At 46.3% G+C, this 17,985-nt stretch carries 19 protein-coding genes; 15 read left to right on the forward strand and 4 right to left on the reverse strand.

Features of this window, described 5'->3' with window-relative positions:
* Nucleotides 1-25 precede the first annotated feature (25 nt).
* The 13 genes from BLQ13_RS28910 (at nt 26) to BLQ13_RS16715 (ending at nt 12,914) form a co-directional block, all read left to right on the forward strand.
* Entirely contained in the window at nt 26-310 is a 285-nt protein-coding gene (locus BLQ13_RS28910) for a class I SAM-dependent methyltransferase (protein WP_244159343.1), read from the forward strand.
* Between the two features lie 5 nt (nt 311-315).
* Nucleotides 316-558, forward strand: a complete 243-nt coding sequence (locus BLQ13_RS28915) for a hypothetical protein (protein ID WP_244159344.1) — start codon at nt 316-318, stop codon at nt 556-558.
* Between the two features lie 20 nt (nt 559-578).
* On the forward strand, nt 579-1,121 hold the full coding sequence (locus BLQ13_RS16665; RefSeq protein WP_090922085.1) for a GNAT family N-acetyltransferase: 543 nt from the start codon (nt 579-581) through the stop codon (nt 1,119-1,121).
* Between the two features lie 69 nt (nt 1,122-1,190).
* On the forward strand, nt 1,191-1,715 hold the full coding sequence (locus BLQ13_RS16670; protein ID WP_090922087.1) for a YfiT family bacillithiol transferase: 525 nt from the start codon (nt 1,191-1,193) through the stop codon (nt 1,713-1,715).
* Nucleotides 1,716-1,887: 172 nt separating this feature from the next.
* Nucleotides 1,888-2,271 carry a VOC family protein gene (locus tag BLQ13_RS16675; RefSeq protein ID WP_090922089.1) on the forward strand — a complete coding sequence of 128 codons (384 nt, stop codon included), beginning with the start codon at nt 1,888-1,890 and terminating at the stop codon, nt 2,269-2,271.
* Nucleotides 2,272-2,539: 268 nt separating this feature from the next.
* Nucleotides 2,540-3,274: a class I SAM-dependent methyltransferase gene (locus tag BLQ13_RS16680; protein ID WP_090922091.1), complete on the forward strand. Its 735-nt coding sequence runs from the start codon at nt 2,540-2,542 to the stop codon at nt 3,272-3,274.
* A gap of 65 nt (nt 3,275-3,339) precedes the next feature.
* Nucleotides 3,340-4,035 (forward strand): SDR family NAD(P)-dependent oxidoreductase, encoded by a 696-nt coding sequence (locus tag BLQ13_RS16685; protein ID WP_090922093.1) that lies wholly within the window; start codon nt 3,340-3,342, stop codon nt 4,033-4,035.
* Nucleotides 4,036-4,211: 176 nt separating this feature from the next.
* Entirely contained in the window at nt 4,212-6,881 is a 2,670-nt protein-coding gene (locus BLQ13_RS16690; protein WP_167375767.1) for a winged helix-turn-helix domain-containing protein, read from the forward strand.
* Between the two features lie 133 nt (nt 6,882-7,014).
* A complete protein-coding gene (locus tag BLQ13_RS16695; protein WP_090922097.1) occupies nt 7,015-9,117 on the forward strand; it encodes an S-layer homology domain-containing protein in 2,103 nt (700 codons plus the stop codon).
* A 183-nt stretch (nt 9,118-9,300) separates the two neighbouring features.
* Complete coding sequence (locus tag BLQ13_RS16700) at nt 9,301-9,753, forward strand: GNAT family N-acetyltransferase (protein ID WP_090922099.1); 453 nt, start codon at nt 9,301-9,303, stop codon at nt 9,751-9,753.
* Nucleotides 9,750-10,199 carry a GNAT family N-acetyltransferase gene (locus tag BLQ13_RS16705; RefSeq protein ID WP_090922101.1) on the forward strand — a complete coding sequence of 150 codons (450 nt, stop codon included), beginning with the start codon at nt 9,750-9,752 and terminating at the stop codon, nt 10,197-10,199. The genes BLQ13_RS16700 and BLQ13_RS16705 overlap by 4 nt, the downstream gene beginning before the upstream one ends.
* A gap of 195 nt (nt 10,200-10,394) precedes the next feature.
* Entirely contained in the window at nt 10,395-11,615 is a 1,221-nt protein-coding gene (locus tag BLQ13_RS16710; RefSeq protein WP_090922103.1) for an RtcB family protein, read from the forward strand.
* 120 nt (nt 11,616-11,735) lie between these two features.
* Nucleotides 11,736-12,914, forward strand: coding sequence for a DUF4272 domain-containing protein (locus BLQ13_RS16715; RefSeq protein WP_090922104.1), 1,179 nt, complete (start codon nt 11,736-11,738; stop codon nt 12,912-12,914).
* 67 nt (nt 12,915-12,981) lie between these two features.
* Here the strand turns inward: BLQ13_RS16715 and BLQ13_RS16720 are convergent, their stop codons facing one another.
* A complete protein-coding gene (locus tag BLQ13_RS16720) occupies nt 12,982-13,260 on the reverse strand; it encodes a SunI/YnzG family protein (protein ID WP_090922105.1) in 279 nt (92 codons plus the stop codon).
* A gap of 379 nt (nt 13,261-13,639) precedes the next feature.
* On the opposite strand from BLQ13_RS16720, the gene BLQ13_RS16725 reads away from it, so the two are divergent.
* Nucleotides 13,640-13,999 (forward strand): hypothetical protein, encoded by a 360-nt coding sequence (locus tag BLQ13_RS16725; RefSeq protein WP_244159345.1) that lies wholly within the window; start codon nt 13,640-13,642, stop codon nt 13,997-13,999.
* 77 nt (nt 14,000-14,076) lie between these two features.
* On the opposite strand, the gene BLQ13_RS16730 is transcribed toward BLQ13_RS16725, so the two are convergent.
* From BLQ13_RS16730 to BLQ13_RS16740, 3 genes are all read right to left on the reverse strand, one after another.
* Nucleotides 14,077-15,189, reverse strand: coding sequence for an MFS transporter (locus BLQ13_RS16730; protein WP_090922106.1), 1,113 nt, complete (start codon nt 15,187-15,189; stop codon nt 14,077-14,079).
* Nucleotides 15,190-15,279: 90 nt separating this feature from the next.
* On the reverse strand, nt 15,280-15,828 hold the full coding sequence (locus BLQ13_RS16735; RefSeq protein ID WP_244159346.1) for a TetR/AcrR family transcriptional regulator: 549 nt from the start codon (nt 15,826-15,828) through the stop codon (nt 15,280-15,282).
* 70 nt (nt 15,829-15,898) lie between these two features.
* Nucleotides 15,899-16,669, reverse strand: coding sequence for a DeoR/GlpR family DNA-binding transcription regulator (locus tag BLQ13_RS16740; protein WP_090922108.1), 771 nt, complete (start codon nt 16,667-16,669; stop codon nt 15,899-15,901).
* A 354-nt stretch (nt 16,670-17,023) separates the two neighbouring features.
* Between BLQ13_RS16740 and BLQ13_RS16745 the strand changes: the two genes are divergently transcribed.
* Entirely contained in the window at nt 17,024-17,983 is a 960-nt protein-coding gene (locus BLQ13_RS16745; protein ID WP_090922111.1) for a metallophosphoesterase family protein, read from the forward strand.
* Nucleotides 17,984-17,985: the final 2 nt, after the last annotated feature.

The following is a 17,985-nucleotide window of genomic DNA, read 5'->3' on the forward strand; positions in this document are numbered from 1 at the left end:
CAAGATTCCAGATAGGAGGATGTCTATGAGTATGGAGTGGTACGATATGATTGCACGACGTAATGGTGGATACAGAGCTCGGGCACAGTACATTTGGGATGGAAAGTCCGCAGAAGAAATGTTCGAAGAGCGGCTGATCCAGTTACTGCCTGGGTATACATCGGTGCTTGATGCAGGCTGTGGACACGGTGACTTTACTCTTAAAATGGGGGCACATGCTACTCATATAACAGGGTTCCCACATCCATTATTGAATACGGAAGACTTCTCCCTCAGGGAGGCCTGCTGTTTGGAATACATACGGATGTAACCAAGGTGCGTGAACGATTGGAACGAAACCGTTATAAGCAGATTGAGATCGAAGAACATCATGAGGCGCGTATGATTTTTCCTGACGAACACGAGTTTGCTCTCTTCCTTGCAGACGTTCCGGGTAACCCGGATTACACAAGCTCTGAGTTTCGTGAACAATTGCAAACCAAGTTAAAGGAACATACGATTGATGGGAAAATAGCCGTTCGAGAGCATAAATATGTATGGAAGGCTGTAAAAGCGTAAGGATTCGGGGAGGGGATGAAATGAATATCGTATATCAAGTGGGGAAATTGACAGTTCGCCTGCTACAGACGGAGGATGAGCAGTTGCTAGTCAAATGGCTGTCTGACCCGGAGGTTCTACAGTATTACGAAGGCCGGGATCAGCCGCATGATCTGGAGCTTGTGAGAGCACATTTTTACAATCAGGATGATGAGGCGGCCCGTTGTATTGTAGAGTATGACGGGAGGCCAATCGGATACATTCAGTTCTATGAGCTGGAGACGGAGGAACGTGCGGAATATGGTTATGCTGACAATGGTGAGATCATCTATGGGACGGATCAGTTTATCGGGGAAACGGATTGCTGGAACAAGGGTATCGGCTCACAACTGGTGAAGTCTATGACAGCGTATTTGATTCAGGAGAAACATGCCCGGAGAGTGGTTATGGACCCGCAAGCGTGGAACGAACGTGCGTTATCTTGTTACGAGAAATGTGGTTTTAAAAGGGTTAAACAATTGCCACAGCATGAACTGCATGAAGGACAGATGAGAGATTGCTGGCTGATGGAGTACACTCTATAAAATAGCCCGGTAAGTGGTGTCGTGTTCATATGCAGTAAACAAATCCACAGGGATCATGGGGGAAATAAGATGGACTATAGATATCCAATTGGTCAGTTCACACATGAAGGTGAGATAACGCTGGCTCATAGGCAACAATGGATTCAAGATATTGCAGACCTGCCTAAGCGTGCGAGAGAAGCGGTAGAAGGATTGAATGAAGAGCAGCTAAGTCTGCCATACCGGGACGGAGGCTGGATGCTGAAACAGGTTATTCACCACATGGCAGATAGTCATATGAACAGTGTGATTCGCTTCAAGCTCGCTTTGACAGAAGATACGCCTACGATTCGCCCGTATTTTGAGGAACGCTGGGCCGAACTGAGCGATTCCAAGGATCTGGGTGTGGAGGTTTCACTGCATCTTCTGGATGCACTACATCGCCGCTGGTCGGCATTGCTATACGCGCTAACGGACGAAGACTATGCTAAAAAGTTCTATCATCCTGCATCCAAAGAAACGATGAGACTGGATCATTGTCTAGGATTGTATGCATGGCATGGCAAACATCATGTTGCCCAGATCACTTCACTTCGAGATCGACTGGGAATATAGCTAAGAAATTACAGCAAACTTTCCTCGCCGTATAGGTGGCATGAAACGTCAATTCAGCTGCTCTAAAATGTTTATCTTAAAATAGGACATGCATGTTATACTCAATTGGAATCTGAGGCAATCTAAGATTGAAGGAATACCGAGATAACTTGATTAGAGGAGTGGTTGGCACATGTTTAGCAAATTAGGCCAAGTTATGCTGTACGTCAATAACCAGGATGAATCTCTGGCTTTTTGGACGGAAGTAGCCGGGTTCCATATCGTGGATGAGGTTATTCTTGATGAAGGTATGCGGTGGATTGAGATCGCTCCTGCGAAAGATTCACAGACCAGCATCATTTTGCATGATAAAGAGGTCGTGGCACGTATGTCAGCCGGGGTAAATCTGTGCACACCTTCGTTGATGTTTTTCACCGATGACCTTGATCGGTTATATGCGGATTTGTCTGCTAAACATGTAACGGTTGGAGAGATTGTAGAGATGCCGACAGGGCGTGTCTTTAATTTTGCAGATAATGAGAAAAATTACTTTGCCGTGATGGAGCGCAAGGTCTAAAACGAAACGTATTTATAGTTTTAAACCGGTAATCTTATAACTGTAATTTCAAGCGGACAACTTGCGATGTTGTTCGCTTTTTGTATGGGAAAAACAACGTATATTCTACTGAATTTTTACATGGGAAATAGAGAATGAATGGTTAAAAATGTTATAATAAAGTGTAGTGAATGGAGTAGGATTTCATGCAAAAATGCTAGTGGAACAGCAGGGTAACAATAGTGGAGAAGTACCCATTTTAAGCGTTAAAACAGGAGGGATTTGGACCTTGGAGAAAACGATAAAACGTGTGCAGGATCTCTATGATATGCTCGATGCGGATTTCAGATCGGCCAAGCAATTTTGGGAGCCGTTCTATGAGAATCGGGACAGACCCATTCCGTTTTTTCCAAACAAGCCAGACGAGAATCTGGTTGCTGATGTAGAAGCTGGACGGTTAAAAGGTGGCAGAGCACTGGAGCTGGGATGTGGCCCCGGCCGGAATGCATTGTATTTAGCGGGACACGGTTATCAGGTTGATGCCTATGATCTGTCAGAGACTGCGATTGCTTGGGCCAAGGAACGGGCAGCGGAAGAACAGCTGGATGTACATTTTGAATGTCGTTCGGTGTTCGATCTGACGCCGGAGCAGGAATATGATCTGGTCTATGATTCGGGCTGTCTGCACCATCTGCTACCGCATCAGCGTATTCCTTACATTGAGATGATTCATCGTGCGCTGAAGCCGGGAGGGCTGTTCGGCATGACCTGTTTTGCACCAGGATTCGGCGATCAAGGCGGCCCGGAGCATGTGATGGACGATTGGGAAGTTTACCGCGAGAAGTCGATGCGGGGCGGGCTTGCTTTTACGGAGGAGAAGCTTCAGTATTTACTGGAAGACCCCTTTGAGTGTGTGGAACTGCGCCCAATGAAGGCGATGGGTCAGGAAGATCCGTACTTTGGTTTGCCTATTTTGTGGGTGACCATGTGGAGAAAACCAGAAGTACAGGATGAACAAGTTTAGAGATGAAATACATATCAATCCTGCGGCATTAGAGCAGATATGAGAATTGAAAGGAGAGGAGCATATTGGGTAACAGAACCTTTATTATTACAGGTACATCCAAAGGCATTGGTAGACAGCTTGCAGAACTTTGTTTGGAAAAAGGAGACTCCGTCTACGGCATAGCACGCGGAGCATCCGACTTGGGCAATATCTACGAAAGGTACACTCATGTCCAGTTCGACCTTACAGACATTCAGGGCATCGACGATGTAATCTCGGGCATATTGGAGCAGATTCCGCTTCTTTCCGTGGAATGTATCGGACTTATCAACAATGCGGTCATGCTTGAACCGTTGAAACCCATAGATCAGTGTCTTGCGGACGAGATTAGCGTTCATCTGAATATTAGCTTGGCCGCACCGATGATTCTTACGTCATCTTTTATTCATCATACCAACCATATAACGGCTCCAAGGAAAATTATTAATGTGAGTTCCGCTTCGGGCAGTTATGCTGCTCCTTCGATGGCTGCCTATTGTACATCAAAGGCAGGAATCAACATGTTTACACAGTGTGTTGCGATGGAGCAAGTCTCACAGTCTAATCCGGTGGAGATCGTCGCCTTTGATCCAGGCATGGTGGATACGGAATTGCAGGCTGTGGCGAGAGGAAAAAGTACAGAGGAATTTGCACTGTCTGGCGCATTTCGAGATGCTTATGAGACAGGGCAATTGAAAACCCCACGTGATGTAGCACTCGCGCTATTAGAGTTGTTGTGATCCAAGATAAATAAACGTCTCTTTTGCCCTGTACTGTCTGTGCAGGGTTATTTGCCTTTGATTTTTGTATAAAATGGTGTGCGGCATCGACGTTGTTCCCTGTATACTTAGAATATCTAAATGTACATACAACGATTTCTATAATGTGCACCTCAGTGCGGGTTCAGGAGGATTACATGCAGCAAGAACAAACAGCTGGTTTCCATGGCGACTGGCTTCAATTTATGATTTTGACGAACAAACTGGAATTACCCCCTTTACCAGCGGATACCATGGATCGTGCAAGGCTCAGTTCGCAATACGATGAAGTTATGCAATCCAAGATGACGTTATTGACTGCTCCGGCCGGTTCGGGAAAATCAACACTATTGGGGAGTTGGCTGAGAAGTGCCGCAGGGCAAGCGGCTTGTGTCTGTCTGGATGAAAAGGATCAAGATCCACTTCAGTTTTGGCTTTACATTATTCATGCGTTGGATCGTGTGAGGCAGGGGTTGTGCGCAGAAATTCTGCCTCAGTTTTTGCAGCGCTATCCAGTCGAGCCGAGAGAGACATTAATTTTGCTGCTGAATCGTGTTGCACAGAGTGGTCAGCACACCATGCTTATTTTGGATGATTACCATGCGATAACGCGGCCGGAAGTTCATTCACAGATGCAGGACTTTATTGAAAACCTTCCTTCGTCTATTCATCTGGTCATATCGAGCCGGACGGATCCTCCGTTTAAGCTGGAGAAGCTGCGCCTAAGGGGCGAGTTGAAGCAGCTTACACTTCAGGATCTTGCGTTTACACCGGAGGAAGGTATTGATTTTTGCCAAAACGTTATGCGTATGGAGCATGCCAGCGAGAATGCACTTGGGTGGGTACAGCACACAGAGGGTTGGGCAGCCGGGTTAAAGCTACTTGCTTTATCTCACACATTAGGTGCAGGCACGGTGAAAAGTTCAATGGTAAACATGACTTCATTCCCACCTCGTACAAAGGATCAAGAAGCAGGAAACAGAAACATCTCGGATTATTTGTTAGAAGAGGTATTCCAGCGTCAGTCACCAGAAATGCAGCGCTTTTTGCTTCGAACTGCAATAACAAGAAGGATGAACAGTCGTTTAGGTCAGGTGTTAAGTGGTTTGCATGAAGCTCCACAGTTGTTAAGGCAGCTGGAGAAAGAACATCTTTTTCTTATTCCTCTGGATCGGGAAGGAGAATGGTACCGTTATCATCATTTATTCTCGGCATTCCTGAGGCGTGAGTTGAGACGGAATCACGCCGAGTTGGCCAACGAATTACATGGTTTTGCCGCACTTTGGTATGAACAGAACGGATATCCATCTGAAGCGCTGGATCATTATATTCTTGGGCTACATTTGGAAGATGCCGCAAGATTGCTAGAAGAATTGTTCGCCCATTTTATCATGGGAGAGTGGTGGACACTTCGTAAATATTTTGATGTTTTGCCGCTAGAAATAGTGAAAGCTCGTCCTAAGTTATATATGTCTTATTTGTTTCTTGTTGCACGTGAAATGCCTTATGGGGAGATGGTGAAGCAACTGGATGAGCTCGAGCATGTCATCCGCGTGCATCTCCAAGGGCAGGTTGCGCCAGAAATTATTGAATATTTGTTGCAAGTGATCTGTGTCATGAGAGCCTATATGGCGTATCTTAACCGTGATTTAGAAGGACTTTCTTCTTATCTGGTGTCTTATATTGATCAGGGTTACCCTGATGATATCGCGTTTCAGTATATGGACTATGATCGAAGAGAGAGCATGCGTATGCGAAGTTTTCACGGCGTTCATGGTTACTTGAGGAGAGCTGAAGCTTGTTTTGGAGCCATTACAAAGCGATGGTATGATGAACCTGCCTATGTAACGTCCTACTACGGAGCAGGATATGGTGAGGTTTTGATGGAACAGGACCAGTTATCCGAAGCCGTGAAGTATGCGGAACGAGCTCTTGAAGTGGCCTTGCAGATCAAAGTGGCGGCGATACTTGTTCCTGCATATGTACTGAAAGCTAGGCTTGAATTACATTCAGGTAGAGCTGAGGAAGGTATAAAGCTGTTGCAGCAGGCTGAGAGTCTGCTGTCTGAGAAGGATAGAGAGTACTGGAAATCTGTATTAGAAGCACATCGCAATCGAATAGGGCTTGAGCAGAGCCCTGTGGACACGGCTACCCACATTCTCGCTAATCCGGTAGACGAACAACAAATGCTCGTTGAAATGAGCTGTGACCAACTATTTCGATGGATGGTTCGATTACGTGCTGCCGTGGCTCTTGAACATTATGATTACGCACAAGAGGAACTGCAACGAGTTCGAGAACATGCTGAAAAACGCGATCTGTTGACGGAACAGATTGAATGTGCCCTGTTAGAGTCCGTAATACTACAGAAGCAGGGGGACTCAGGTGCTGGTATTGTAGCCTTATCGCGTGCTCTTGTTTTGGGAGAACCTGAAGGATATATCCGTTCATTTGTTTCCGAAGGCGAGCCGGTAAAATGGCTACTTCAACAGTATTTGGTGCTTCGCCGTAAGAAGGCCATCTCGGATGATGGAGTGAAATTAGCTTATGTGAAGCAATTACTCTCTGCTTTTGTCCAAAACCAAAAGGTACGGGGCCGTTCAGCACCAGATGAAGCAAAGCATGAACAGAAGAAAGTGGGACTGAGTCCCATGGAGCAGAAGATATTTGGTCATATTGCAGAAGGGTTAACCAGCAAGCAGATTGCTGCCGAATTTGGGATATCACCTGGAACCGTAAATACTCACATTCGCCGTGTGTTCGCCAAACTCGGAGCAAGCAGTCGTACGCATGCGGTACAAATTGCTGAACAGCGGGGCTTATTATAAGTTATGAAACAATGTCTACTTTTTTGTAGACTGTTTGGATGATGTCGTCTCTCCTACAATGAATCTAACGAAATAACGCTGTGAATTTCCGGTGTCAATAGCGATAAGATTCCGTAGGAGGTTGTGTTAAGAAATGTCTAATCATCATTCCAATTACAAAGGTTACTCTAAACAGCGTCGGAATAAAGTTGTGCCATATATAGCCGCTGTGTTGTCGTTCACTCTCTTTGGTGCTCCGGGAGCAGTAGGTGCCGCGGAGGATGGAACAAGTATCCAGGACTTGCAGCTTGCTGCCCCGTGGGCCCAGCAAGCCATTGAAAAAGCTACCCAGCAACAATGGATTATTCCAGACGGAACAGGTCGTTTCAACCCAGATGCACCTATGACAAGAGGGGAACTTGCACATATGTTGGCTCAGCTTCTGGAGATCAAGGTCTCGTCTTCAGACCAACGACCGAAACAGTTATTTAAAGACTTAGAGCGTACAAGTTCAGGCGAATCTTATATCTATGCTCTTAACTTAACTGGCATTATGAATGGATATCCCGATGGTACATTCCGGCCGAATGGTGTAGTGACGAGAGAACAGCTCGCTGTTACGATGATTCGGGCACTGAAGGTGAAAGGGTATGATGGGCTATCTGATGGTCAACAATCGTTATCATTTAAGGATAGCAAGGATATTAGCGCCTGGGCTTTGCCCGGTGTGCAACAGGCCGTTGGATTAGGTCTTCTCAAGGGGGAGAATGGATATTTTGCACCCAAACGTTCCACGTCCAGACAAGAGATGGCTGTCATTGCAGTGCGAACAACAGACACGATTCGAGTATTGAGGGAATCAGGTTCAGAGCAAGATGGTTCTAATTCGCAGGCTCCAAAAGATAATCCAGGCAAGGTGACGGAGACACAAGGTACAATTACAGGAACAGTAGGCACTGCGAATGGTACAGGTACAGGGAACAACAACAACAATAATACTGGAACAACGTCCGGCGGAACAACAGATGGAGGAAGTGGAGGATCGGTTAATCCGTCTGTACCTTCAACCCCTTCCAATCCATCTAATCCAACAAATCCATCTAATCCAGGAACCAGCAATCATGCTCCAATCGTTGCCCCTGGAGGTTTGCCTGCTCAGGAATTGACGTTGGATCACGCTTCTAAGGACTTGCAGGCCTCTTCTTATTTCAGCGATCCAGAGGGTGGACCATTGAAGTTCGCTATCTTGTCGGGAGATGAGAACATGGTATCTTCTACTGTGACGGACTCGGTAATTCGCCTTGCACCACGAGCTGTTGGTCAGACGATGCTGACCATTCAAGCTACTGATGAACAAGGTGCCAGTGTAACGGCACAACTCCAGGTTACCGTGCAAGTGAATACGATTAGCCGCCAATTCCCTGACGAGCAATTGGCTGGAGCTATGGCATTTTGGCTACAGAAGGGGCTAGATGATCCGCTGACCAAAGCAGAATTAGCTACGGCACTTGTCCAGACTCAAGGAGGATTGTATGCAAGAGATGCTGGCATTTCCGATCTTACCGGTGTCGATATATTTAATGGATTAAATGTCGTAGAAATTGATTTATCTGGAAATAACATAAGCAAAGCGGATGCCTCTGAATTTGAACAATTAGAGTGGCTTGATCTGTCGAACAACCGTCTGAGTGAAATTAACGTCACAGGGCTTGAGAAGTTGCATTACCTAAATCTGAGAGATAATGAGCTTAGTGTGCTGGACGTGACAGGGCTGACTTCCTTGCAAACATTGTTTATGCAAAACAATCAGCTTGTTCACATTCCAGGGGGACTGGTAGATTTAATGAATTTGGAATATGTAAGGTTAGATTCCAATCAAATCAACCTCAGAAAAGAACCAGATTCCATAATGCATCATGCCCTGCTACTGAAAGAAGAACTGATATATGGTTTTGATGGTTCTCCTCCTAAATTGATCGAGGCACCAGCAGGAAATACAGCTTATGTAGGTGGAGATGAAATCGAGATAGACTTGTCCTACATGTTTAGAGATGAGGATGATGACAGTTCGACCCTTAAGTTAGAAGCGACATTTTCTGATAATCAATTAGCAACTGTTCGAATGGTTGGACAAAACTTATACGTGAAAGCATTAGGAACAAGTAATACGCCTATACGAATTGGGATAATGGCTACAGATCCGTTGGGGATGACGGGTTGGGGGTATGTAGATGTTTATCTGACCGAAGCCCAGTAGCTAGTAGCTTAGTCAGAATTGAATGGAACGATAACAAACGCACTTTCCTATGAGGGAGGTGCGTTGTTTCCATTTTGTGTAATTTAGTATAAGATGAGTGAGATAACGTTAAGCGATAATATGAAATACATAGATAGTAGATTGCGAATTTTAATTGATGTAGAACCGAGAGGGAGAGCAAATATGCCAAATACCAACATTACGCCAAGTACCGAAGAAGATTCAGCCTATGTCCGCCAGCAACTGGTCGCTTACAATGCGGCACATGTGAGCGAGGCTTTAAGGAACAGATACGAGGAACTTCATTTTCATATTCGAAACGAGGCAGGGCAGATTGTAGCAGGGGTACTGAGCACCTTATGCTGGAACTGGGTCGAGCTAGATATCTTGTGGGTTGATGCCAAAGAGAGGCACAAAGGGTATGGAACGAAACTGCTACAGGAGGTAGAGCGTTTGGCCCGGGAGAAGGAGTGTGATTTCATTATGCTGAACACCTTCTCGTATCAGGCTCCTGAATTTTACCTAAAACACGGGTATGAGCTGATGACGATGATCGAGAATGCACCTACGGGACACCAACAATACTATTTCAAGAAGGATCTCATCAGATCAGAAGGAGCAGAGGCATCACGATGATTACAATTAAACAGATTGAACCGCAGGATTTGCCTGCGTTAAACCAGCTGTACCATGAATTGATGGGTACACCTCCCAATGAACAGCATATGAATGCGCAGCAAATGCAAAAGACGTTTCAGCAAATGAAGAAACAGGGTCAATACTATGTGCTTGGAGCCTATGATCAGGATAAACTTGTGGGATCGGTTATGGGAGTTGAATGCATGGATCTGATGGGTTCTTGCGAGCCATTTATGGTCGTGGAAAATGTCATTGTCTCCGAACGGGTTCGCAGGCAGGGTGTTGGACAGAAGCTCATGCTTAAGATCGAACATATTGCCAAAGATCTGGGATGTGCGTACATCATTCTGGTGTCTGGAGATCAGCGCAAGGAAGCCCATCGATTTTACGAGAAACTGGGCTTTAGAGACGAGAAGGTTCAGGGATACCGAAAACATTTATAAACGGCAGTATGTTTTCTATAACACAGTTAAAAGGGAGTGAGCCTTGGCGGACGCTCTCTTTTTCTGTTATCCAACGGAAGGGGGGAGCTCTTTACAGCAATATAGCGTATCCTACACCTATACTTTAGTAGCATATCGAGAAGGATAGATTTTTGTTAAACTTTAGGAAAAAGAATACATAGGAGGTTACCGAATATGCGTATCGTGGATAACATCAAAGTCTGGGGGGAACCGCTGGAGAATGCCGTCAGTCAGGCGGTGACTTGTTCGAAATATGGAGATGTGCTGGGCGTGGCTTTAATGGCCGATCATCACAAGGGATATTCGCAGCCGATCGGCGGAGTGGTTGCTTACCGCAACATGATCAGTCCGTCAGGAGTGGGGTACGATATTGCCTGCGGCAACAAAGCAGTGCGCACGAACCTGATGTGGGACGATATTCGTGACCGGATTGCGGTCATTATGGATGATATTAATGCAACGATCTCATTCGGCGTAGGGCGGAACAACCCAACCCCGGTGGAACATGAGTTGTTCGACGATCCGAACTGGAAGCTTTTTGATACCATCGAGAGCGGATTGCAACAGAAGCTGAAGACACTGGCGCGCAATCAACTCGGAACCGTGGGAAGCGGCAATCATTTTGTCGATATTTTTGTGGAAGAGAAAACGGGCAAGGTATGGATTGCCAATCATTTTGGCAGCCGTGGCTTCGGACATAAGGTAGCGAGTGGATTCCTTAATCTGGCGGCTGGACGAGAGTTCAGTGGCAAAGCACCGGGTGAATCGATGGATCAGCCGCCGACCCTGTTTGACTTGAACAGTGAAATGGGTGATATGTATTGGGCGGGTATGACACTGGCGGGTCGTTATGCCTATGCCGGAAGGGATTACGTGATTGAACAGGTGCTGGATATCCTTGGAGCGAGTGCTGAATATGCCGTACATAATCATCATAACTTTGCGTGGAAAGAGCAGCATATGGGCGAGGAAGTCGTCGTTGTTCGTAAAGGAGCGACACCGCTGGCACCGGGCCAGCTTGGCTTTGTCGGCGGGAGTATGGGGGATATTTCGGTCATTGTAGAAGGAATTCATAGTGAGGAGAATACGGAGTCTTTCCGCAGTACGGTTCACGGGGCAGGACGGATCATGAGTCGTACGCAGGCGGCAGGCAAAATGAATTACAAACTTCGCACACGTATGGGCGGCGAGATTAGTGAAGAACAGATGCAAGCCGCCATTCGAGCATATGGTGTGGAGCTCCGTGGAGCTGGCACGGATGAGAGCCCGTTTGTCTACAAAAAATTGCAAGACGTGCTGAATGCGCATGCCAATACGCTCAAAATCAATCATGTACTGCGCCCGGTAGGCGTAGCGATGGCGGGTGGCAATGAGTTCGACCCCTACAAGGATTAATCGAAGATCAACCTGCGGATAACAGCGATTGGAAGGTTGTTCTGTCTTTGGAGTGGCCTGTGTAAAATCTTTAATCTAACTTAACTAGAATTCAGACACAAGAAGGAGGGCGAACACCCCATGAGAAACTGTGCGATATACAGCTCCCAGTTTGACCTGGATCAGTTGTATGAAATGATCCAATCCATCTATCCTGATGCTGCCATCCAGCGAAGAGAAGACCATACGCACATACAGGTGATTCAGAAGAAATGGTTTAGCAAAAAAACAAAGGGATTCAACATCATGACCAGCCAGACGCATCCCGAGGAGTTCGGCACGATGATTCAAGGTATGCTTGGGTTTATGAGTCAGATCGAAGGGCGTAATGCTGCGCTTCAGGAAAAGGTACTGATTAAATGCTCCACCCTGAACATGGTGATCGGCATCGAGACAGAGGAAGATATCTCGGAAGAGTTCTTTAACGAGTTATTACAACTGGCTGAAGCGCTGGATGCCATCATTTTCTGCGGAGGTGGCTCCCTACTGAATGCTCAGGGTCAGCTGCTTCTGGATGTAAACGGAGAATCCGAAGTAGAGGATTACACGGTAACCGCGCACACGAGTTATCTGGATGACACTCGTCCACCCTCAGCGGATGCTGTGGAGCGCAAGGCGCGTTCAGAGCAGCGATTAGCGGCGCAAGGTGTTCCGTATAATGCCAATCTGCCAGCAAGGGCAGGTGAGCAGGATACAACGATTCGAACGAAGGAAGAGGTTGCGCAGCGTGCTGTAGCTCTTTGTATAGCCGCCCTAAAAGGTGAGTGCCTTGGAGCGGGTGAAAGTGACGATGACACGGCAGCGCTTGTGCAGGAAGTCATCGACAAGTATGATGCATCCGCCTTCTTTTCTCCGGATGAAAAGTCTTTTCTGGATCAGCATGGAGCACAGCAGCAAGAGGTTATTCGCTTCTCTTGGGGATATGAGGCATACCATGTCATGCTATGGGCACTAGGGTACGTGGAAGAATTGAGTGCACCTACTGAGCTTTGCAACGTAAGTAAGGACGTTGGTTATCTACAGCAAAAGGACAGCTACGCAGAGTTCCTGTCGGATGCCACTCTGCGTAGTAAAGATGAAATTTTGGACGAGGCCGACTTGATTTATCGGTACAATTGGGTCTGTGTAAACAGCAGAATTAAAGAGGAGTTACCACCTGCGGGTTTAAATCCCGGTGTAGCTTATGAACGGCATCGCGCACTTAACTGGTTAATCAGTTATCTGGATCAAACGTGGGACGAGGTACGAACGGATACGTAAAACGAGATCAAACTGAAAAGAGCCACCGACTAGATTTTTAATCTGATCGGTGGCTCTTAGCCATTTGCTACTCGATAGATGAGGTTACTGAGGGAGAAACCATGGCTTGAATTGCAGGATACATGTTCTCGCTGCTCGTAAATAAAATGTAGGATTGATGAGTGGTTCGGATCAGAATCCGCTCGGTTGAACGAGCATAACCGATTCGGACAGCTGAAGGCTCACTTCCTCCATAGGTGTTATCTAAAGTTACAGATGTGATTTGTGAAATGGGGATTTCAATCTTGGTAAACTGCCAGCGTATGATCAGTTGATCATCTACTTGCTTTACGTTTACATCAAACATAGGATGACCTCCTTCTTTTGTACAAATCAAATGATTGGACTAACAAAGTGATGAAACCGTATTAGGTATACGATAGTTCTAGTTTATCATTTTTGACTAAAAATTCCTAATTAATAAAGATGAAGTAACTAAAAATTTCAACATAAGATATGATGTTTGAGTAGAATCAATCCATCCAATGTTTTGTAAGGAGATGAGCTGCATAAAAAAACTTAATGGATACCATTATTTCGAGAAAAATGTAGGCCCGTTCCGTAATCTCTCAAGCCTGTCTCAGAGAGAGGCCGAAGCAGTTTCACAACAGATTCGGCAGGAAGGCCGAGTTTTTGCCGCTCAGCGGTCTTCCGACTACATAACAATAAGGAGACGCCTCGAGCATATGGCATATGAGAAATTCACAGCTAAGGGAGGAAAGCCGGCACAAGACTATCCCCATTATCTCACGCTAGGTGTATGCCCCTGGCTGGAAACATGGTACAAGGAGCCGAACCATATCATCATTCCATGGGAAGCATTGCCGGCAGAAGTTGTGAGCTTTACGTACGGTGATCTCTTCCCAACGATGCGTTATGAAGACGATAAATCCTATCGCAAGCAGGTTTATACCAAAGACGAAATCGGTGAATTGATTCAGACTTATGGTTTGCCGCAGGAGTGGAATCGAACGGGCGAACATGGGCCCGAACGATATATTGAAATTCAAGTCTGGGACAACGAGGTTATACGGGCATATCGTTAAATCCACTCATGACGATGCTTTATTTACGTTTACGATTGAATAGAACGTAGCTTGGCTTTCGATTGTTCAGAGCCATCTTAAGCGGGTTTAACACGAAGGAATAATCCCAGCAAACCGAGAATAGCAAAAGCCAGAAAAGCGACCGTGCTTGAAAATACCTCAATGCTGTATCCCGCCATAAATGATCCTAGGAATTGACCCACGCCAAGTGCAAGAAATGCAAGACTAATGCCGATGGAGACATTCGGCTGGAACAGTCTCGTTGCCCACACGATGAATATACTTGTGAGAAAAATGTACGTGCTACCGAACAGGACAGCTGAAACCAGACTTGCCGTCATCGAAGGCAGAACAATAACGCCAAGCGAAATGGATAACAACAGGATACCTATACGATAAGACCAGCTTAACTCAATCCGTTCTATAATCCGACCCGCACTTCCGCCGAGTATACCTGTCACGCCCATAACAATCCAGAATAAGACGGCTTCCGAATCGGAGGCCCCTTTCTCGTCCGTAAGAAAGTTTCGGGCAAAAGTCCAATAAATCGCAGAGCTTGCGCCTGTTAACATACAAGCCATGAGTAAAGCCGATCCCGGTCTGGTGGGTCTCATGCAAGACCAGATGGACTTCGTACAAGGGAGTGTTTTGGTTGCAGGAATCGCATGTCGGTTCCATAGCAACACGGTTATGCCTATGAGGGCAAACAGGATATAACTTATACGCCATAAATCGGTGAATAGCAAGTAGAGTGGACCGGAGACGATAATGCCAAAGCTGGTGCCTGTATTGATCCAGCTGTTCCCTCTGGCGTGCAGATCTGGTGCGAGTTCTGCACTCACTGCATTCCCGAGGGCTGGAGAGGCCCATCCTGTGCTGAGTCCGGCAAGAAATACGCTGACCGCAAGTAGCCAGGTATCATGCGCAAGTCCGATGCCGATCAAACCAAGAATAGCGCTGATTCCAGCAAGTTGAATGACGTAATGGTGCCCTTTGTGATTAATGATAAGCGGCGCAGTCAGAAGGGCAAGACAATAAGCAATATAGGTTGCCGAGTTACTGGCCCCGGATGCCGATTCGGATAATTGTAAAGCCTCGGAGATTTCTGGCATAAACAGTCCGTAACTGAAACGCCCAAAAGCATAACATACTGCGATCAGGGCAACGCCAGGAAGGACTATCTTTTTCATTGAATTTCACCGCCTTATTTTAGATAGAACGATCATTATACTTCTTATGAAAATAAAAAAGTGAGTTGAAATATGAACTCACCCTTTGTGTTATGAATTGAAACTATTTTGAGTCATGTGAATCAGTTCCCGGCAGACCTCTTTTACATTTTCCGTTTCGGCCAGCGCCGTCGAGCCCTCTAACAACAGCATAAATTGCATGATGCTTCGATCGTTTGCTTCGGGATCACTTTTTTTTATCAGGGTTATGAGGTGTTTTTTGTGCCCGTTAACGGTTTGTACGATAACATGGTTCGGATCAGCCCCGAATTCTTCCTTCGCTCGTAAAAAAAGACATCCCCTGGCTTCATGTTCCATCAGCCACTTGGCATGACCCTCAGCCAGATTGAGAAAGACGGACTTTGCCTTGTTGTCTGCATATAAACGGAGTTGCTCGAGATAGCGCTGTTCGCGGCGCAGAAGTACCTCGACAATCAGGTCTTCCTTGGATGCAAAGTGATTATATAACGTCATGATAGCCACGTCAGCATCGGTAATAATCCGTTTTAGGCCAATGGCATGAAAGCCATGCAAATAGAACAGGTCCTCAGACACGTTAAGAAGCTTTTCCTTTTTGCTACTCATAATCGCTTGGGCCACTCCTTTCACCCATTTTTCAGTAAAAATAGAATGATCATTATATCCAAAATATAGAATGTGTATATCGATGTCAATCTGAAATGACAGTTTCAATCTCCAGTCGCCCAAAGTTTTCGATCCATTCAGTAGGGCAGTTTGAATCTGTAATCACCATGGATATGTGATCGGCAGGTGCAATTCTGGCAAACGTGGAGCGTCCAAACTTGGTATGATCCGCCACCAGGATGGCTTCTTCGGCGCGTTCCATCATTTTACGCGAGATCAGGGCTTCCTCCAGTACATAATCGGTAATTCCATCGGTGAAGGAAACACCTCCAGCCGAAATGAACGCTTTGTTCACTTTGAACTGGTCAAGTATCTCATGTGCCCCAGGCCCAGTGGCGGCTTGAACAGCAGTGTTGATTTCGCCTCCGGCAAAAATGATTTTACCTGTAAAAGATTCCAGGGCAATAGTCAGGATGGGTGCGGAATTCGTAATCACCGTGATAAGGGAGCGATGTTGCAATTGGCGCATGATTTCGAGTGTGGTTGTGCCGTTGTCCAGCATGATGGTTTCGCCGTCTTCAATCAAGGCAGCTGCAGCGACAGCAATAGCCTGCTTTTCTTGAACTTGCAACTGTGAGCGCTTCTGGAAGGGCGCTTCGATCATACCTGAGCGGACACGTACAGCGCCCCCGTACACTTTACGTAATTCACCTTCCTTCTCCAGCCGATCCAGATCCCGCCTTATGGTTTCCGTGGATACCTGAAATAGCTGAGCCAACGTTTGTACCTGAACTTTGCCTTGTGTGGCAAGCTGGGCAAGGATCGTCTGTTTTCGCTCCTCATATGTTAACGACATTCAAATTCCGCCTCCGTTACTTTCTTTTATAGAAGTTTGGCCTTTGTGTGGATTGTTGTTGTTTTTAACAGTTTAAGTTGAAGAAAATCACTTGTCAATTTCATTCGGTAGATATGGTTGATAGATATCTAGAGATGTGTTGACAGAGGATAGATGTGGCGATATTATCAAATGAAACAACTGAAAACCACAATAAACCACATTTTAAAACAGGATTGAACACGAGTTGTTTCAAGAGTTATTTCAAGCACTAATCAGCAATACATATAACCAATAGATCAAACTGCATGAATGAAGTGAAGCTTATTGTTCGCATTCAATGCGTATTCATGTGGTATTCGGGAGGACAACACAGTGAAACGACCGCTTGCTTTTCGTGAAAATGGAACCTTTACCATCGTACAATTTACCGATATACACTGGAAAGACGGGCGACCTGAAGATCTGCGAAGCCGGCGGATGATGCAATCAATCATCGAACTGGAACAGCCGGATCTGGTTATTTTCACAGGAGATGTGATCTACACCGGGCCTGTCGATTCGGGAAATCAGGCGTGCGAGCATCCGGAGCAGGCTTTTCGCAATGCTGTCTCGGCTGTGGAGGCGTGTGGGATTCCGTGGGCTTTTGTGTTTGGCAATCATGATGCCGAGCAACGAATCAATCCAGTAGAGCTCATGCGTGTAGTTCAGGAGCATACGCATAGTGTGACGAAAGCCGGTCCGCGTGATATTGCAGGATTGGGCAATTACACGCTGGAGATTGCCGGGGCGAATGGACTTCCGGCAGCCGTGTTGTATCTGCTCGATTCCGGGAGTTATTCGACCGTGGAATCGATCCCCGGTTATGGTTGGATTCAGCAGAGTCAGCTCCGATGGCTGATGGATGAATCCACACGCGTCAATCCCGGCCGCAGTCCGGGGGATAAGCTGCCAGCCTTGGCGTTTTTCCATATCCCGATTCCGGAATATCAACTGATGTGGGATAGTCAGGTTTGCTATGGCAACAAATATGAACCTGTCTGCTGTGCGAAAGTCAATTCGGGTTTGTTTGCTGCACTGCTGGAGATGGGGGATGTAATGGGTACGTTCTGCGGACACGATCATGTGAATGATTTTCACGGTCAGTATCAAGGGATACGTCTTTGTTACGGGCGTTCGAGTGGCCACAGTACCTATGGAAGGGAAGGTATGCTACGCGGAGGACGTGTCATTCAGATGTGTGAAGGTGAGCGGGAGTTTGATACCTGGCTCCGTCTGGAGGATGGATCGGTGGTGAAGGAACAGCCGGAGCATCAACCGGAGACCGCGACGTAAGG

The organism is Paenibacillus polysaccharolyticus, assembly GCF_900102085.1.
Classification (GTDB): domain Bacteria; phylum Bacillota; class Bacilli; order Paenibacillales; family Paenibacillaceae; genus Paenibacillus; species Paenibacillus polysaccharolyticus.